Annotated in this window: 18 protein-coding genes; 5 read left to right on the top strand and 13 right to left on the bottom strand. The window is 68.5% G+C overall.

Annotation, left to right across the window (positions count from 1 at the left end; genetic code table 11):
* Positions 1–4: 4 nt before the first annotated feature.
* On the top strand, positions 5–1,138 hold the full coding sequence (locus tag HALDL1_12095) for a citrate (Si)-synthase (GenBank protein ID AHG04252.1): 1,134 nt from the start codon (positions 5–7) through the stop codon (positions 1,136–1,138).
* A 47-nt stretch (positions 1,139–1,185) separates the two neighbouring features.
* Here the strand turns inward: HALDL1_12095 and HALDL1_12100 are convergent, their stop codons facing one another.
* The 8 genes from HALDL1_12100 to HALDL1_12135 all read right to left on the bottom strand — a co-directional run bounded on the left by HALDL1_12100 (position 1,186) and on the right by HALDL1_12135 (position 6,318).
* Positions 1,186–1,413: a hypothetical protein gene (locus HALDL1_12100; GenBank protein ID AHG05327.1), complete on the bottom strand. Its 228-nt coding sequence runs from the start codon at positions 1,411–1,413 to the stop codon at positions 1,186–1,188.
* A gap of 117 nt (positions 1,414–1,530) precedes the next feature.
* A complete protein-coding gene (locus HALDL1_12105; protein ID AHG04253.1) occupies positions 1,531–1,869 on the bottom strand; it encodes a hypothetical protein in 339 nt (112 codons plus the stop codon).
* Positions 1,866–2,198 carry a hypothetical protein gene (locus tag HALDL1_12110; GenBank protein ID AHG04254.1) on the bottom strand — a complete coding sequence of 111 codons (333 nt, stop codon included), beginning with the start codon at positions 2,196–2,198 and terminating at the stop codon, positions 1,866–1,868. The genes HALDL1_12105 and HALDL1_12110 overlap by 4 nt, the downstream gene beginning before the upstream one ends.
* A 260-nt stretch (positions 2,199–2,458) precedes the next feature.
* Positions 2,459–3,352, bottom strand: coding sequence for a hypothetical protein (locus HALDL1_12115; GenBank protein AHG05328.1), 894 nt, complete (start codon positions 3,350–3,352; stop codon positions 2,459–2,461).
* A complete protein-coding gene (locus HALDL1_12120; protein ID AHG04255.1) occupies positions 3,349–4,368 on the bottom strand; it encodes a hypothetical protein in 1,020 nt (339 codons plus the stop codon). Before HALDL1_12120 ends, HALDL1_12115 begins: the two co-directional genes overlap by 4 nt.
* Before the next feature lie 7 nt (positions 4,369–4,375).
* Positions 4,376–4,774: a hypothetical protein gene (locus HALDL1_12125; GenBank protein ID AHG05329.1), complete on the bottom strand. Its 399-nt coding sequence runs from the start codon at positions 4,772–4,774 to the stop codon at positions 4,376–4,378.
* Positions 4,775–4,913: 139 nt separating this feature from the next.
* A complete protein-coding gene (locus HALDL1_12130) occupies positions 4,914–5,825 on the bottom strand; it encodes a hypothetical protein (GenBank protein ID AHG04256.1) in 912 nt (303 codons plus the stop codon).
* Positions 5,826–5,856: 31 nt separating this feature from the next.
* Entirely contained in the window at positions 5,857–6,318 is a 462-nt protein-coding gene (locus tag HALDL1_12135) for a hypothetical protein (GenBank protein AHG04257.1), read from the bottom strand.
* 181 nt (positions 6,319–6,499) lie between these two features.
* Here HALDL1_12135 and HALDL1_12140 point away from each other — a divergent pair, with 181 nt between their 5' ends.
* A complete protein-coding gene (locus HALDL1_12140; protein AHG04258.1) occupies positions 6,500–6,772 on the top strand; it encodes a hypothetical protein in 273 nt (90 codons plus the stop codon).
* A 21-nt stretch (positions 6,773–6,793) separates the two neighbouring features.
* Here the strand turns inward: HALDL1_12140 and HALDL1_12145 are convergent, their stop codons facing one another.
* Positions 6,794–7,342, bottom strand: a complete 549-nt coding sequence (locus tag HALDL1_12145; protein AHG04259.1) for a hypothetical protein — start codon at positions 7,340–7,342, stop codon at positions 6,794–6,796.
* Between the two features lie 285 nt (positions 7,343–7,627).
* Between HALDL1_12145 and HALDL1_12150 the strand changes: the two genes are divergently transcribed.
* A complete protein-coding gene (locus HALDL1_12150) occupies positions 7,628–10,369 on the top strand; it encodes an ATPase AAA (protein ID AHG04260.1) in 2,742 nt (913 codons plus the stop codon).
* Position 10,370: 1 nt separating this feature from the next.
* Here HALDL1_12150 and HALDL1_12155 read toward each other — a convergent pair whose 3' ends face one another.
* Entirely contained in the window at positions 10,371–11,384 is a 1,014-nt protein-coding gene (locus HALDL1_12155) for an alcohol dehydrogenase (GenBank protein AHG04261.1), read from the bottom strand.
* Positions 11,385–11,514: 130 nt separating this feature from the next.
* Between HALDL1_12155 and HALDL1_12160 the strand changes: the two genes are divergently transcribed.
* On the top strand, positions 11,515–11,907 hold the full coding sequence (locus HALDL1_12160) for a hypothetical protein (GenBank protein AHG05330.1): 393 nt from the start codon (positions 11,515–11,517) through the stop codon (positions 11,905–11,907).
* 9 nt (positions 11,908–11,916) lie between these two features.
* Here HALDL1_12160 and HALDL1_12165 read toward each other — a convergent pair whose 3' ends face one another.
* Positions 11,917–12,627 carry a proteasome subunit alpha gene (locus tag HALDL1_12165; protein ID AHG04262.1) on the bottom strand — a complete coding sequence of 237 codons (711 nt, stop codon included), beginning with the start codon at positions 12,625–12,627 and terminating at the stop codon, positions 11,917–11,919.
* Positions 12,628–13,347, bottom strand: coding sequence for a proteasome subunit beta (locus HALDL1_12170; protein AHG04263.1), 720 nt, complete (start codon positions 13,345–13,347; stop codon positions 12,628–12,630).
* A 108-nt stretch (positions 13,348–13,455) separates the two neighbouring features.
* On the opposite strand from HALDL1_12170, the gene HALDL1_12175 reads away from it, so the two are divergent.
* Positions 13,456–13,977: a hypothetical protein gene (locus tag HALDL1_12175; protein AHG04264.1), complete on the top strand. Its 522-nt coding sequence runs from the start codon at positions 13,456–13,458 to the stop codon at positions 13,975–13,977.
* A gap of 18 nt (positions 13,978–13,995) precedes the next feature.
* Here HALDL1_12175 and HALDL1_12180 read toward each other — a convergent pair whose 3' ends face one another.
* Positions 13,996–16,623, bottom strand: a complete 2,628-nt coding sequence (locus HALDL1_12180) for a helicase (protein ID AHG04265.1) — start codon at positions 16,621–16,623, stop codon at positions 13,996–13,998.
* Positions 16,624–16,645 lie beyond the last annotated feature (22 nt).

Consider the following 16,645-nt stretch of genomic DNA (forward strand, 5'->3'; position numbering starts at 1 on the left):
TGACATGACAGACGACCTGCAGCGCGGCCTGGAAGGCGTCACCGTCGCAGAGACGCGGCTCTCCAGCATCGACGGCGAGAACGGCGTGCTCGTCATCGGGGGATTCTCGCTCGACGAACTCGCGCCCAACGCCACCTTCGAGGAGACGCTGTTCCTCCTCTACGAGGACCGCCTCCCGACCGAAGCGGAACTCGAGGCGTTCCGCTCGGACCTGGCCGCCAGCCGGCGCGTCCACCCCGACGCCGTCGACACCGTCGTCGACGCCGCCGAACGTGGCCTCCCCGCGATGGACGCCGTCCGCATGGGAATCGCCGCGGCGCCCCTCACCCGGGACGGCGAGGAGGACCCGCAGACCGACGCGAAACTCGCCGTCGCCCAACTCCCCACTGTCGCCGCCGCGTACTGGCGCGCCCGGGAGGGCGAGGACCCCGTCGAACCCCGCGAGGACCTCGGCCACGCCGCCAACTACCTCTACATGCTTGACGGCGAGGAGGCGAGCGAGGAACGCGTCCGCGGCCTCGAGACGTACCTCAACTCCGTCGTCGACCACGGGCTGAACGCCTCGACGTTCACCGCTCGAACCATCGTCTCGACGGAGTCCGACGTCGTCTCCGCGGTGACGGGTGCGGTCGGCGCGCTGAAGGGGCCACTCCACGGCGGCGCGCCCGGCCCCGTCCTCGACATGCTGCGGGACGCGCAGGCGGCCGACGACCCGGCGGGCCTCGTCCGGGACATCCTCGACTCGGGTGAGCGCGTGATGGGGTTCGGCCACCGCGTCTACGACGTCCGCGACCCCCGGGCGGCCGTCCTCCAGTCGGCCGCCGAATCGTTCTACGAGGGCCGTGATGAGCGCGCGTTCTTCGAGGCCGCCCGCGAGTTCGAGGACGCCGCTGTCGACGTGCTCGCCGAGCACAGGCCGGACCTCCGCCTGGAGACGAACGTCGAGTTCTACACCGCCGTCCTGCTGAACGGCGTCGGCGTCCCGAAGGAACTGTTCACGCCGACGTTCGCCGTCGCACGCGCCGGTGGCTGGACGGCCCACTGTCTCGAACAACTGGAGGACAACCGGCTCATCCGCCCCCGGGCGGCCTACGTCGGCGAGACGGACCGGGAGTGGACGCCACTCGGCCAGCGGTAATCCGTTACTGTAGTCGACTGGTGCGCAGAGAACGGGCGTCCCTGGACTTAGCTCGGGACGACGTCCTCGCACCCGATCTTCGTGCGGGCGTTGACGAGACCGGGGCCCGCACGGTCGAGCGACACCCCGTCAGACGCCTCGACTGACTTGTCGAAGCCGTGGCTGGGGCTGTCACAGGCCGGATTCTCGTCGGAGGGCGCTGCGGAGACAGTACCCGCACCAGCGACGACTAGCAACAGCACAGACACCACGGCGACGACTCGTGTCGTATTCATACCGACAGATTCGCCGGCCACGAAGTTAAGCATTGGCCGACGGCCGTTCCACCTCTACTGCGGCCTCACGCGCCGGACGAGCGTGCGGTCGAGGGGGAGGGCCGCGGCATCGACCAGTCACTGGTCACCGGACTCTCCGTCCGCTGTCCCACGGATGGCCTGCTGCACGGCGATAGTTCCCCCGCTGCCGATGGTCGCTCGAACGCCGAGGGTATCCACAGTCACCTCGACGGAGTGGTCGCCGTTCCGTGACTCGATGATGGTGTCCAGCGCGCCAAGGTCGACGGCGTCGCCGACCGGGTCGAGCGAGAGGGGGTCCGTGCCCTTGGCCGCGGCGATTGCCTCCACGAGGGCGAGACTCGGTGCCTCGCGCTCGACATCGAAGGTGGAGTGGTGTGTCTTCGTATCGACGAACGGCGTCGGGTCGGAGACGTCGTCGGCGTCGGTCACTGTCACACCTGTGCTGCTGGCACACGGTGGTCGGAATCCCTGAGCGGAGCGAACCGTATCCGGCCGTCGCTCCCGACTGTCACGCGGTGGCCGTGGAACTCGAAGGAGAGGGTGGCGCTCTCGTCGGCACCGCGAACGTGCCTGTCGAGAGCGTCGGGGTCGACGGTGTGCGCGAGTGGCCGCATCTCCCTGGGGTCGTCATCAGTGAGCGAGCTGAGCGAGAGGACTAGAGTCGTGGTGACGTCCAACGCGCTGTCGCCGTCGTGGTGTACTTCGTAGGTCTCCGTGCGGGGGTCGTACGACGGGTGAACGGCATCCGCGTGAGTAGAAACCATGGTCGGTCGGAGAGTTATAGACCACTGACTGACTTGTATTCACCGTTTCACTGGTGGAAGGGAAACCCGGTCGTGGGACCGTGGCCAACGATGACCACTGTCCGATGACTGTCTCCGTTGCCCACTGCGTGGGACGTGGGCCAGACGTGGGACGGCTGATCGTTGGAAGCGCGCTGCTCGGTCGCAGAGGTCGGACGGCTGGGGACAGAAGCGGGCCGCGTCACAGCGACAGCGGGGAGAAATTGGGCTGCCAGTCAGCGCTACAGCGTCACGGATTCGGCGTCGGAGAGGTGTCGAGCGTAGAGGCCCTCGGCCCACTCGACGGCTGCCGGGTCGCGGCACTCGACGAAGATCTCGGCGTTGCCGTTGTCGTTGTGGGCGGCCATCCCGACCCGCCCGTCGGCGATGAACAGTTCGAAGGGGAGGCCGGTGTGCGCGTAGACGTCGAAGTTGCCCGTCGAGATGGTCTCGTAGGCCTTCTCGGGGTACTCCGAGAGCATGATGTCGATGAGCTCCTCGTCGAATATGGCGTCGATCTCCATCCCGTCCATCATCTCGCGGTAACCGACGTCGACGTAGACGGGAGAGAGGACCGTCGAGAGCATTCGGAGCCGGTCGGACTGTTCGATGAACTCGATAATCCGGTGGATGGTGGTGTGTGGCTGCCGGGCCTTCCGGCGCACGACCATCGCGTCGGTGAAGTGTTCGACCGGCACCGACACCGCCTGCCGGTCGACGGAGTTGAGGAACTGGTCGAGCGAGAGCGCGGTCGCCGTCCGGGTGTCGAACGTCTCGGCGCCACGGGAGACGATGGTCCCGACGCTCGTGAGGCGGTACTCGTCGCCCGACGCCTCGACCAGCCCGTGGTCCGTCAGCGAGTTGAGCGCGCGGTGGAGGGTCGACCGCGAAACGTCGACGTCGTCGAGGATGTCGCCGGGGCTCGCCGGCCCGGAGCGCAGTGCCTGCAGGAGCGGGCGCCGCCGGACCACCTCCAGGAGGAACTCCTGGCTTCGCTCCTCTGCACTCTCCAAACCGTTCCGCGACGCGTTCGCCAGTCCCTCCTGCGGGCTGCTGTCCTCGCGGCCGTCCTCGAAGACGTCCGTTCCGCCGTCGGTGAGCGCATCGACTTCGTGGACTGCTGGTTCATCCGTCATTTGAGACCCCTCGTCATCAGGTGGTACTCCATCACGGTCTCGATCCCGTCGAGGTACGACCCGACGTCGACGGAGTCGAACGCTCCCTCGAACTCTCTCGCGGCGGCGAGTTCCTCGCTCCACTGGCGGAGGAACAGGTCCTCGACGTCGTGCTCGTGGATGGTTCGGCGTATCTCGGCGACCTCGTGTTCACCCCCGTCTTCCCGGGACGCGGCCAGCTGGTCGGCCGAAACGATGCCCGACTCGAGCGCGTGCGCTACGATTCCCGACGTGAAGTCGCCCTCGGCGACCTCCCGCTCCCAGGTGGTCACCCAGTTGCCGATGCGGACCATCCGCTGTGCCCGCTCGAGCACCCGACGGAGCGCGGACAGGTCCGAGCGGTCGAACGACGGCGACAGCGTGAGGTCGACGTCGGCGAACCCGTACAGCATCATGTTGTGGGCGTCGTACGTCTGGAGCTCCGATTCTGTGATGGCGTCGAGGTGCTGGTTCGCGAGGTAGGAGTACTCCATCGCAGTGACGACCTGCCTGAGGTCGAACCGGACGACGTCGTCGAACTCGGCGGCCCGCGGGCCCGCCCGGAGTCCGGCCGAGAACTCGTCCCAGACGTCGCTCGCGAACGCGAGGACATCGGTGTCGACGCCGTCGCGGTCGTAGTCGACGACCCGGTGGTCGAACGGCAGCTTCGCGGCCTCGTCGAACGTGGCCCAGTCCTGTTGCTTCTCGGCGACGTCGTCGAGGACGCTGACGAACATGAGCCCGAGCAGTTTCGTGTTCTGGGCCCGCTCGCGGTGCTCCGGGGCGACACACGAGAGCGTGAACTCCGGGAAGAGGTGGTGGGCCCACTTCCAGAGGAACTGGTCTCGGTCGCCGACGACCGTGTCGTACGCCTCGACCAGCGGCAGCGTCTGTTCGGGGAGCTGGTGGTTCTGGATCTGCTCGAGGGGCGCTCGCAGCTCCGCGACCTTGTGTGGCTGCGGCTGGCCGTCCGTCGATGTGCTGTCTCTGATTGTCATCGTGGTATCACTCGGTCGCTCCGTCGCCCGTCTCAGTCGGCCCGAGGAACGACTCCAGGCGCTCGGACCCGTGGTACTCGACAGTCCCCTCCTCGAGGCCGTAGAACAGGAGGCCCGCGTCGGCCAGTTTCGGGAGGTGGACGTGGTGGAGGTTGGTCGCCACGCGCTGGCGATGAGTCCCCGGTCCGGAGTCTGGACACTCGCTCTCGACGACGACGGCGACGAGGTCGTCGAAGTCGACGGTGATGCCTGGTCGAGTCGCGAGGAACGACACGACGGTGCGTCGGCGCCCGCTCGCGAGCAGGCGGTGACGTTCGTCCCGCGGAATCTCACCCTGCTGGGGTGTCTGGTGGCTGTCGTTGCGGAATGCGGCAGTATCCCGCTCCGTGGGACTCTCGTCACTCATGCGAGTGCGCCCACGCCGTTGGCGGGGTTAAGCTTTGTCTGTAGGAGAGTCCTAATTCTGCCCCCTGTGCCTCTAGGACGCCCCTACCTAGCGTTTCCGCCCAGTAGATTGAACCCTGTCTAGGCTGACGTAGTGGTCGTCACTTCCGGTCCAGTCGGCTGAGACCGTGCCAGATGGCGTTGACAATCCGGTCCTCGCCCTCGCCGTCCGCGTCGTCCCACCCGCGGGCGAGCGCGTCCTCCAGAGCGTCGAGGTCGTGGTTCTCGAAGTTGTTCATCCCGCGGAAGTCCTCGAGGGCGTCGCGGGCGTCCTCGCCAAACTCGGTAGTCATCTCGCCGTCGTAGAAGCCGAGGGACGCGAGCGTGCGCTGGACGTCTTCGGCGGTGTTACCGTCGAGTTCGGCGAACTCCTCGGGGCTCTCGCGCTCCAGGAGAGTGATGTCGTAGATGCGGAAGACGCGTTCGAGTTCCGCGATTGGCGCGTCGTGGTCGTCGACGCGGACGTCGATCCAGCGGTCGTTCTTCCCGTCGTAGCCGCCCGCCGGTTTGGCGACGTACAGCGCCGCGCTCTGCTCTCCGCGCTGGTCGCCGCCCGCCTCGTTGCCCGCGTAGAGGGCGGCGATGAGCTTCTCCGGGAGGCCGCCCGCTGTCTCCTCGAAGGCGTCGGCCATCGCGTCGACGGTCTCGCGGTTCTCCAGGATGTTCCCCTGGACGGTGTAGTTCTCGCCCTGGCGGTCGCTCGCGTGGTCGAAACAGTCCTCGCCCGTGAACGCCGCGGCGGAGCCGTCCTGTCCGATTACTCCGACCTGACGCTGTGGAGCTTCGTCGTCCTCGCTCGTGAGTTCCTCGACCACTTCAGCGGCGGTGTGGCCCTCGCGGAGCAAGTCGAGACCGTCCGGGCCGTAGGCGACGTTCGCGAAACTCTGCGTGGCGACGGCACCGGCGTCCGCGCTGACGAACGGGACGACGGCGCCGACGCCGACGAACTTCGACTGCACGGCGATGCCCACGGCCTCGGTCTCCGGGTCGCGGGCGGCGATGGAGAACGTCATGGGCGACGGGTCGCCCGCCGCGGCCAAAAGCCTACGGCTCGTCCACCCCCGTTGCCGCCACCTTCTGCGCCGTCAGGGGCTGTCTGCTCGACAGGTCGCAGGCGAACGCGGGGTGCTCGACGAGGTGCCACAGCACCATGTGCCGGCGGCCTGCGGTGAGCCCGCTCCCCGAGAGGTCCTCGGCGATGAACTCCGCGGGGAGCCTGTCGAACAGCCGCCGCAGGCAGCCGAAGGTGTCGAACACCTTGCGGTTGCCCGTGGAGTCGGCGCCCCGGCGCTCCACGACGTAGCTGCCGTCCGCGCGGTGTTCGCCGGTGGTGTTCAGGAACACCTCCCGGGACGTCAGTGCGTCTTCGAGGGAGTCCCGTAGCTGGTCGGCGTCCTCCCGCGAGAGAACCAGTTCGTCGCCGTCGACAGAGAGTACGACCCGGTCGCCGCGTCGCTCAGCCCTTGGGTCAGGCGAGCGGTCGGATTTCTCGACCAGCCGCGTCACCGCGGCTTACTCTATCCTCGGCGGCCGGAGTCGTGAGGTTCTGACTCGGCATCGTACCCACTGGTTCCCGGGAATCGTACATAAGTCCGGCGGTGGTACAGATTCGTCCTGCCGGCGGCAGTCGATTCGGGGGACGGCGGTCGGCCAAACGACTTTCCGGTAGTCGGTCGAACGTGAAGGTATGAGTGAGGAGAGCAGCCCCGAGGTCGTTCGCCGGAAACTGGACCCGGAGCGAGGGGAGCCGAACGTCCAGGTCGCCGAAATCGTCGCCGACATCAAGGACACGGAGCCGGCCGAACTGGAGAACATGTACGGCTGCATCGACCATACAATCGACCACATCTTCTCGAACCCGCCGTCGTCCGAGGCGGACGTCGAGGTCAGGTTCAGCTACGAGGGCTGTCGAATCACGGTCGAACAGAACGGGGAGGCGACGTTTGTGAACACCCGGTAACGCTGTCTCGGTGGTCCGGCGCTACTGGAATCCGCGTCCCACGGCGTCCTCGTCGACCAGGTCGTCTAACTCCTTGTCCAGGAGTTCGTCGGCGTCCGCGAACTCGTCGGCGAGGTCGTCCATCCGGTCCGGGCGGCCGTACGGGTCGTAGTCCATCGGGCCGAACGCCGGACTGTCCAGCGCGCCCATGACGTCCTCGAAGAACGCGTCGGGCGTAGTCGGCGCGTCCGCGTGCGCCTGCACGACCTGTTCGAGTTCGCTCACCTTCTCTTCTGCTTCGTCCTCGTCCTCGATGGCCTGCTGGACCGCGAACCGTCCGGCGTCGTCGTCCGGGAGGAAGTCCGCGAGGCCGTCGTCGACCTTCCGCGCGACGCGCGCCCCAACCCCGCGCACCTCGAAGGGGTTCTTCGCGTACGTCTTCAGGTGGTAGACGCCCTGCGAGGGGTGGCCGAGGTAGAAGTCCTCGCCGACCCCCGAGGCGCGGTCGCCAGCCACCGCTCGCCAGTCGTCGGGGTCGGCGCCCGAATCCACCACGTCAGAGACGATGTCCTCCCAGTCCCGTATTCGCATCGTGTCTCTGTACTCACGGCGTAGCCTTAAGCGGTCGCTTCGTCAGTCTTCGTTGCCTAAACTGGGTCTGGAGGTGTTGTCGTCGCAGTTTACTCTCGAAAGCCCTCGCCCTTTCAATCCACCAGGCTTACTGGAAACGCAGTCCGGGAGGGACTGAAAGAGGCCGCGTTCTGGGAGTCAACGCAGTCTACAAATTCGCCCACGCCAGACACAGCGACGGACGAAACGAGAACTCACGCTACTAGGAGCGACACCGTTATTCGCCGTCCCTCCCACACCTCCTCCGTGAACGTACGGGGCGAGGTCACCGACGTCGGAGACGTACGGTCGGTGAGCACGCAGTACGGCGAGCGCGACATCCTGGAAGTGCGCGTGCGCCAACCGACCGAGGCGGAGTCTGTCCAGGTCACCCTCTGGGGGAAGTGGACGGAGACCGCCGACTACCTCGACCCGGGAATGGAACTGCTCCTGACCGAGGCGGAGGAGCGCGAGTGGAACGGCGAGACGCAGTACGCGACGTCGAAGGAGTCCTACGTCGTGGTCGAACCGGACTTCCTCGTGGACGTGACGAACATCCGGTCGTTCGTGCAGTGTCCGCGGCTCTACTACCTGAACAAGCTCTCGGGGCTCCCGCTGAAGTACCCGGTGACGAAGGGGACAATCGTCCACGAGGTGTTCGGGGACCTCCTACGGGGCCGCGACCTCGACGACGCCATCGAGGAGCGCGTCGACGAGGCGGGCCTCGAACTGGGACTGCTCGGCCGGGACCGCGCGGAGGTCGAGGCGGACGTGCGCGCGAACGCGTCGGCCATCGAGGGGTGGCTGAAGCAGGGCCACTTCGCGGGCGACGGTGGAACGGAAGCAGACGACGACTGGCAGGCTGGCGACGACTGGCGCTCGGAGTACACCCTCATCTCCGAGACGTTCGGCATCAAGGGACGCTGTGACGCCATCCGGCGCGGGATGCCCGTCGAACTGAAGACCGGGAAGAACACGAACCGCGACCCGCGGTTCCACGACAAGGTGCAGGCGGCGTGCTACGCGCTGATGCTCGACGAGCGCGGCGTCGACGCCGACACCGGAACGTTGCTGTACACGAAGAACGCGGCCGTCGAGCGCGGCGAGGAGAGCGGCGACCTCTCGCCCGCGAAGGAGTTCTCCATCGGGAAGGGGTTTCTCGACTTCGTCGTGCGCCAGCGCAACCACCTCGCGGCCATCGAGTTCCGGGGCGACCCGCCGACGGGGTTCGAGGCGGACGCGAAGTGCGAGTACTGCTTCGAACAGGACACCTGCATGGTCGTCTCGGGCCGCCTCGACCAGGAGTCGAAGGCCGGCCAGCTGGGCGAACCGCTGCCCGAGGAGGAACGCGACTACTTCGACGACATCTACGCGGCCGTCGAGCGCGAGCGCCGCGCGGTCCACGACGAGTACCGCAAGCTGTGGGAGCAGAGCCCCGAGGAGCGCGCGGACGACGACCGCGCGGTCATCGACCTCGAACCTACCGGGCAGGAGGAACTCGCGGACGGCCGGTGGCGGATGACCGCCGACCGCCCGAGCAGCGCCGCGTCGAAGATCCGTGAGGACGACCGCGTGCTCGCGTCCGACGGGAATCCCGTCACGGGAACCGCGGAGATGGCGCGCGTCGAGATGCTCGACGAGAACCAGGTGGTCGTCACCGCCGACGAACCCGTGGAACTCCGGCGCCTCGACGTCTACCCCTCGGAGCTGAGCGTCGACCGGATGCTGACGGCGCTCCACGACGCGCTCCTGAAGGGCGACCAGCGCCGGAAGGACGTCCTCTTCGGCCGCGAGAGCCCCGAGTTCGCCGACGAGAACCACGCGGTTATCGACAACAACGAGGCACAGAACGCCGCGGTCAGCAGGGCACTGAACGCCGAGGACTTCGCGCTCGTCCACGGGCCGCCCGGCACCGGGAAGACGTACACCATCGCCACGCTCATCCAGGCGTTCGTGGAGCGGGGCGACCGCGTGCTGCTGTCGGCGTTCACGAACCGCGCGGTCGACAACGCGCTCGAAGCGCTCCGCGAGCAGGGCTACGAAGATATCGTCCGCGTCGGGACGTCGACGGGCGTCCGGGAGGACATGGAGGACCTCCGGCTGAACCAGTCCGGCGACCCCGCCGAGCGCGCGCGAGCCCTGGAGAGCGCCGACGTGGTGGCGGCGACCACCTCGACGTCCGGTTCCCGCGTGATGCGCGAGCAGGAGTTCGACGTCGTCCTCGTGGACGAGGCGAGCCAGTTGACCGAACCGGACACGCTCGCGGCCATCAACCGCGGCGAGCGGTTCGTGCTCGTCGGCGACCACGAGCAGTTGCCGCCGGTCGTGCGCTCGGGCGGACGGCTCTCGGAGTCGCTGTTCCAGCGCCTCGTGGAGACCAACCCGGAGGCCGCGGTGATGCTCGACCAGCAGTACCGGATGAGCCAGCGCATCCAGGCGTTCTCCTCCGACGAGTTCTACGATGGACAGCTACGCCCCGCCACGGCCGAGGTTGCGGGACAGACGCTCGCGGACCTCGGCATCGAGACGGGCGGCGCAGTCAGGAACGGGGTCCCCGCGAGCGATGCGAGCGGGGGCTCGTCGCGGAAGCACAGCGTACGCGACGGTGTCTCGTTCCACGACGTCGAGGGCACCGACGACGCGCACGTCGACCCAGTGGAGGCCGAGCGCGTCGGGGACATCGTCAGAGAGTACGTCGACGCCGGCCTCGACCCCGCGGACGTCGGCGTCATCGCGCCGTTCCGCGCGCAGGTCGCGGAGATCGGGCGCCACGTCCCCGACGGCGTCTCCGTCGACACCGTCGACCGCTTCCAGGGCTCGTCGAAGGAGGTCATCGTCGTCTCGTTCGTCGCGACCGGCACCCTCGACGGCCCCATCTTCGAGGACCACCGGCGGGTCAACGTCGCGCTCACCCGCGCGAAGAAGAGCCTCGTGCTCGTCGGCGACGAGACGGCGCTCCGGTCCGAACCCCTCTACGACCGGATGGTCGACTGGGCGTCGCTAGACTGACTCAGTTCGTGACGACGAGTTTGCCGACCGTCTCCCTGTTCTGCATCGCGGCGAACGCCTCACCAGTCGCTTCGAGCGGGTAGGTCTCAGCGATTTCGGGTTCGAGCCGTCCGGCCGCGACCAGGTCGACGAGCGTCTCCAGGTCGGCCTGGGTGCCCATCGTGCTGCCGATAACTCGCTTGTGTCCCAGGTAGAGGTCCGGCACGTCGATAGTGGACTCCTTGCCCGCGGTGCGACCGCAGACGACCATCCGTCCACCTCGCCGCAGGACGTCCAGGCCGACCTGCGTGTACTGGCCGCCGAGGTGGTTCACGACGGCGTCCGGCGTCCCTATCGCCGCAACGTCAGCACGAATCTCGTCGGGGTCGGTCCCGTGGACGGCGTGGTCGAGGCCGAGTTCGGTCGTCCGGTCGAGTTTCTCGCGCGACGAGGACGTCCCCACGGAGTCGGCGCCGAACACGTCCGCGAGTTGCACGGCAGCGACGCCGACGCCGCCGGTGACGCCGGGGACGAACACGAGGTCGTTCGGTTCCACCTGTGCCCGGCGGAGCATGTGGTAGGCGGTCATGTACGCCGTCGGCACCGCCGCGGCCGTCGTGGTGTCCACGGAGTCGGGGAGCGCGACGAGTCTGTCGGCGTCTACGCGGGCGGATTCCGCGAGGCCGCCGTGGTAGAGCGAGTAGTTCTCGCAGAGGTTCTCGGGGCCCTCGCGGCAGAACCGACAGACGCCACACGTCTCGTTCGGGCAGAGCACGACGCGGTCGCCGGGTTCGACCGCGGTCACGCCCTCGCCCACCTCGCTGACCGTCCCGGCGACGTCGAGGCCGCTGACGAACGGCAGTTCGTCGCCGTCGACCATCGCCGAGTCGCCCTCCAGAATCCAGAGGTCGTGGTGGTTGATGGCGCACGCTTCGACGTCGACGACCGCCTCACCGGCGTCGGGGGCGGGCGTCGGGCGCTCCACGACGGCGACGCCGTCCGGGCCGGTCAGTTCGGTGAAGGCTGCTGCTCGCATCGGCTCCACCTTCGCCCGACCGCCGGATAGGAATGGGGGCTGGGGCAGTTTTCGGGGTCGCGAGTCCGAGCGGGCGCTCGGCTGCCGGGACCCCAGTCCTTTTTGTCACGTGTCCCGGACTCCCCTACCAATGGAGGAGTCGAACGGCTACGACGGCGTCCGGGAGGAGTCCGGACTCTCCCCGGTCCCCGCGGAGGTCGACGCCCTCGCGTTCGACGAGCGGCCGGACGAGGGCGCGGCGAGTGAGGCGTTCCAGGCGCTCGCGAGCGAGGTCCGCGTCGCGGTGCTCGTCCAGTTGCTCCGGGCCGAGCGGGAGCGGTCGGGGCCCCAGTCGTTCGCTGAGATTCAGGAACTCGTCGGCAGCGACAGTTCCGCGCGCTTCGCCTACCACCTGCGACAGCTAGACAGCCAGTTCGTGAAGAAGACGGCCGAGGGCTACGTTCTTACGCCCGCGGGTCGCCGGGCAGCGACGGCCGTCCTGACGGGCACGTTCACCGACGACGGCGACCAGCGCGCGAGCTGATTTTCGTTCTCACTCCCCGTCCGCGTCGAACGCCGCGTCGAGTCGGTCCTCGGCCACCGGTTCGTAGCCGTCCGCGGTGACGACCCCGACCTCCACGTCGTCGACCGAGAGGTCCTCGACGGCGGCGTCGAGTCCCTGGAGGGCGAGACCGAGCGCGTCGCCCGCGGCGAGCGGCGCGGCGTACTCGTCCTCGAAGTGGGTGATGGCGTCGCTGGCGCCGCGACCGACCGCGTCGGCGCGCCACTCGCGGGTCGCCCCCGAGGGGTCGATTTCGAACAACTGCGGGCCGTCGTCGTAGCCGCCGACGAGCAGCGCCGTCCCGTACGGGCGCGCACCACCGGTCTGGGTGTACTCCTGGAGGTGGTCGGCGACGCTCGTCGTCAGTGCTTCCACCGTCGCCGCTTCCCCGTACCGGACGTGTTCGTCCTGCGCGCGGCGGCGGGCGAGGTCGACCAGTCTGCGCGTGTCGGCCGCGTGACCCGCGCTGCCGATGGCGACGTGGTCGTCGACGGCGAACAGTTTCTCTACGCTCCCGGGGTTCACGAGCGGCGAGCGCCGCGGTACGTGGGAGGCGAGCACGACGCTGTCCTCGCCGCGGACCCCGACGACTGGGGAGCCCTGCTTCACCGCCTCACGGGCGTACTCGACCTGGTAGAGGCGGCCGTCCGGCGAGAAGATGGTGGTCCCGCGGTCGTAGGCCTGCTGGTCGCTGTTCTGCATTCAGGCCACCTCCGAGACGCCGTCGAACTCGTCGAACGCGACGCCCTCGCTCGTTATCGTGGCGACCGTGAGGCCGTTACCGCTGGCCGTGTCGCGCTCGCTGGCGCTGTCGATCGCCTGCGCGGCGACGGCGCGGCCCTCTTTGGCCGAGAGGGCGTCGTCGTACTGCTGTTCGAGCACGCCGTACGCGATCTGCATCCCGCTGCCGCCCGCGGCGTAGGTGTCCGAGAGGACGCCACCTCCGCCGTCGAGGCTGAAGACGTGACCGCCGTCCTCGTCGACGCCGCCGAGCAGCGGCGTGACCTGCAGCGGGGCGCTCCGGAGCACGTTGCCCGCGAGCGTGGAGAGCGCGGTCATCGTGAGCTCCTCGCTGCGGCGGTTCTCGTAGAGGCGCGCCTCCGCCTGGAGCAGCCTGACGAACTGCTGGATGTGCCCGACTGCGCCCGACAGCCCGGCGGCCGCGGTGGGGTGGAGTTGTTCGACCTTCTGGGTGCGCTTGTTCGTGACGAGTCGGCCGCCGAGGCTCGCCCGGCGGTCGGCCGCCAGCACGACGCCGTCCGCGGTGGTCAGGCCGACGACGGTCGTTCCGGTCTTCACCACGCCCTCCTCGTCGGGCGCTGGCACCGCGTCGAGCGCCGACGGGTTCGCCTCGTGGATGGGCGGCCATCCCTGCCGGGGTTCCTGGGCCTGTTCTGGCTTCGACTGGTGGGTGTTCACCATGGGAGTGAGGTAGGACGCCACACGCATAACTGTAATCTAAATTATATTTTAGTGCGGGGCGCTGTCACTCCCGGCCGTTTATGTGCGCTCCCCGTGAGGCGTCTCACAATGCAGGAGTTCGCCGTTGCGGCCGTCTCGAAGACGCTGTTTGCGGTGATCGACTCGGGCGTAGACGTCGACGTCACGCTCGGCCAGGGACTCGCGGGCGGCGCCGTCGGTGCGTTCCTCACGACGCTCGTCGTGGGCGCCATCGCCGTCGCCGTCTTCCCGGAGCGCACCGAGCGCCTGATGGACGCCGTCGTCGAGGACCCCGTCGGCTCCTTCGCCTACGGACTGCTCGTCTCCATCGCGCTGTTCATCGTCGCGCTGGTGCTCGTTCTCACCATCATCGGCATCGTCGTCGTGGTTCCGCTGCTACTGGTGGCGTACGTGGCGTGGGCCGCCGGCGCCGCCGTCGCCTACCTCGCCATCGCCGACCGACTGGTCGGCCACGAGGACGGCTGGCTCAAGGCGCTTCTGGTCGCGGCCGTCATCAACGGAGCGCTGGCGGCGACCGGCGTCGGCGCCATCGTCGCCATCTGTATCGGACTCACTGGGTTCGGCGCCCTCCTCCGCCCGTACCTCGGCTGACGCGCTCACCCCTCTCTACTAGTCGTCTCCGACCTGCTCGCGCACGCGCTCGTGGAACTCCCGGAGCACGGCGTCCTCGTCGTCCGCGAGCACGACGTCGCTGGCCGACAGCGTGGCGAGACCGAAGGAGAGCGGCGACGGCGATTTGAGCGACGTCTTCCGAACCGCCACCTCGCCGTCCTGCACGCGGGCCAGCACCTCCGTGACGCCCGCGAGGTCGAGTTTGTCCTCGACGAGTTCCCGGTGCGTCTCCTCGATGACCGCGAACTCCTCGAGGCCCTCGGCGAAGCCGAGCAGCATCTCGCTGGCGACCTGCTGCTTGCTCGCGGACTTCTCGTGGCCCTTGTACCGCTTGAGGATGAGCAGCGCGCGGGTAGCGTTGATGCGGAAGTACCGCTTCAGGAGGTCCGTCTCCCGGAGCGCGCGCCGCAGGTTCTCGCGGGCGTCCGCGGGGTCGGTCTTCTCGAGGAGGCCCGCGACATCGACTTTCCTGTTGAGCGGCATCGACAGCGTGAACCCGTTGTCCGCCACGGAGACGGCGACGTTCGCGTTCGCCTCGTTCGCGCAGCGGTAGGCGAGCAGCCGCGAGAGCCCGTCGTTGAACCGCCGCCCGTACGGCGTCCGGACGTGATAGCGCCGCCGGTACTCGTCGCGGTCCTTCACCTCCTCGACGGCGATGCGCTCGGGCGTGCTCACGCTCTCCGTGCCCGCGTACGCCACCTGGTCGTCGTACATCCGCGAGAGCGCCCGCACCGCGTTGCCGTCGATGGGGAACTCCCGGAGCCACCGCCGGACCGCAGCGGGACCCCCCGCCTCCATCTTCGCGAGGAGGTCGCCCTGGAAGCGCGCTATCTCGCGGCCGAGGTCGTAGGAGAGCGGGAGGCGCTCGGAGAACCACGACGGGACGGTGGCGCGCTCGCTCGTCCGGTCGACGTACACCTTCGACCCGCGGCGGTAGCGGTACGCGAACCGGTCCCCGCCGAGGACGAACACGTCGCCCGCTTCGAGCGTGTCGAGGTAGCCCTCGTCGAGCTGGCCAACCCACTCGTCGTCGCCGCGGACGTAGACGTTCACCGTGAACGAGTCCGGGATGGTGCCGATGTTCTGCAGGAGGATGGGGCGCGCGAGTCGCCCGCGCTTCCCGACCAGGCGCTCACCCACGTCGAAATCGGGGTAGTGGTGTTCCCCGTCGGGGGCGTCGTTCTCGTCGCGCCACACCTTCGCGTACACCCGCCTGTCCTCGAGGCCGTCGTAGTCGGCGGTGAGGTAGCGCAGCAGCGTCTCGTAGTCGTCGTCGCCGTAGTCGCGGTAGGGGTACGCCGACCGGAGAATCTCCTTCACCTCGCTGTCCGGCAGCGGCCCCTCGATTGCCATCCCGTAGACCTGCTGGGCGGCGACGTCCTGGGCGCGCTCCGGGATGTGGACGCGGTCGACGAATCCGCGCTCGGCCTGCCGGAGCATCACCGCACACTCCACGAGTTCGTCGCGGTCGAGTGCGATGACCCGGCCCGTCACCGTCCGTCCGGGGCGGTGGCCCGCGCGCCCGACGCGCTGGAGCAGGCTGGCGACGGACTTCGGGGAGCCGACCTGCACCACGAGGTCGACGTGGGGCATGTCGATGCCGAGTTCGAGGCTCGTCGACGTGGTCGTCACGTCCAGGCTCCCCTCCTTCAGCCGTCCTTCGACGTCCTTCCGGCGCTCCTTCGAGAGGCTCCCGTGGTGGCACGCCGACCGGTCGGCTTCGACGATGCCGCGCTCGCGGAGGTTCTCCAGCACGCGCTCGGCGCCCGACCGCGTGTTCGTGAAGACGAGCGTGCTCTCCGCGCCGCCGACGAGGTCGCCGAGTTCGTCGTAGAACGCGTCGTTGATTGCGCCCGAGGAGGCGTTCACGAGGTCCGGGCGCGGACAGTGGAGTTCGAGGTCGTAGTCGCGGGCGAACCGCGCGTCGACGAGTTCGCAGTCCCGCGCCGCCCCCTCGCCGTCGAACCCGACGAGGAACCGGGCGATGTCCGACAACGGTTCGACCGTCGCCGAGCAGCCGATGCGGGTGAACCCGCCGGCCAGCCGCTGGAGGCGTTCGAGGCTCACCGAGAGGTGGGTGCCGCGCTTGGAGTCTGCGAGGCTGTGAATCTCGTCGACGACGACGTACTCGACGCTCTCCAGGCGCTCCCGGAACTTCGGGGAGTTCAGCAGGATGGCGAGGGTCTCCGGCGTCGTGTTCAGGATGTGGGGCGCCGTTTCCAACATCTGCTGGCGCTCGTAACTCGTCGTGTCGCCGTGGCGTATCGCCTGCCGGACGTCCGTCTCGGCGCCGCGCTCTTCGAGTCTGTCGGCGATTCCCTCCAGCGGTTCCCCGAGGTTGCGTTCGATGTCGTTGGCGAGGGACTTCAGCGGCGAGACGTAGAGGCAGTAGACGCCGTTGTCGAGGCCCTCGGCCTGCTCGCGCTCGAACAGTTCGTTCAGAATCGCAGTGAACGACGCGAGCGTCTTCCCGCTCCCAGTCGGCGCGGCGACGAGCGCGTTCGCCCCGCGCTGAACGAGCGGAATCGCCTCGCGCTGTGGCGGCGTGAGACAGCCACCCTCCTGGGTCGGCGGGCCGAACCGGTCGACCCACCACTCCCGGACCGCTGGGTCGAGGGCGTCCAGTATCTCGCGGTCGGTCGCGCCC

Origin of the sequence: Halobacterium sp. DL1, from assembly GCA_000230955.3 — an archaeon.
Taxonomy (GTDB): domain Archaea; phylum Halobacteriota; class Halobacteria; order Halobacteriales; family Halobacteriaceae; genus Halobacterium.

Coding starts and splice junctions, on each gene's coding strand:
- HALDL1_12100 (AHG05327.1), bottom strand. CDS start 1,413: ATGAATACGACACGAGTCGTCGCCGTGGTGTCTGTGCTGTTGCTAGTC.
- HALDL1_12125 (AHG05329.1), bottom strand. CDS start 4,774: ATGAGTGACGAGAGTCCCACGGAGCGGGATACTGCCGCATTCCGCAAC.
- HALDL1_12170 (AHG04263.1), bottom strand. CDS start 13,347: ATGGTGAACACCCACCAGTCGAAGCCAGAACAGGCCCAGGAACCCCGG.
- HALDL1_12175 (AHG04264.1), top strand. CDS start 13,456: ATGCAGGAGTTCGCCGTTGCGGCCGTCTCGAAGACGCTGTTTGCGGTG.
- HALDL1_12155 (AHG04261.1), bottom strand. CDS start 11,384: ATGCGAGCAGCAGCCTTCACCGAACTGACCGGCCCGGACGGCGTCGCC.
- HALDL1_12145 (AHG04259.1), bottom strand. CDS start 7,342: ATGCGAATACGGGACTGGGAGGACATCGTCTCTGACGTGGTGGATTCG.
- HALDL1_12110 (AHG04254.1), bottom strand. CDS start 2,198: ATGGTTTCTACTCACGCGGATGCCGTTCACCCGTCGTACGACCCCCGC.
- HALDL1_12120 (AHG04255.1), bottom strand. CDS start 4,368: ATGACAATCAGAGACAGCACATCGACGGACGGCCAGCCGCAGCCACAC.
- HALDL1_12165 (AHG04262.1), bottom strand. CDS start 12,627: ATGCAGAACAGCGACCAGCAGGCCTACGACCGCGGGACCACCATCTTC.
- HALDL1_12095 (AHG04252.1), top strand. CDS start 5: ATGACAGACGACCTGCAGCGCGGCCTGGAAGGCGTCACCGTCGCAGAG.
- HALDL1_12140 (AHG04258.1), top strand. CDS start 6,500: ATGAGTGAGGAGAGCAGCCCCGAGGTCGTTCGCCGGAAACTGGACCCG.
- HALDL1_12160 (AHG05330.1), top strand. CDS start 11,515: ATGGAGGAGTCGAACGGCTACGACGGCGTCCGGGAGGAGTCCGGACTC.
- HALDL1_12130 (AHG04256.1), bottom strand. CDS start 5,825: ATGACGTTCTCCATCGCCGCCCGCGACCCGGAGACCGAGGCCGTGGGC.
- HALDL1_12115 (AHG05328.1), bottom strand. CDS start 3,352: ATGACGGATGAACCAGCAGTCCACGAAGTCGATGCGCTCACCGACGGC.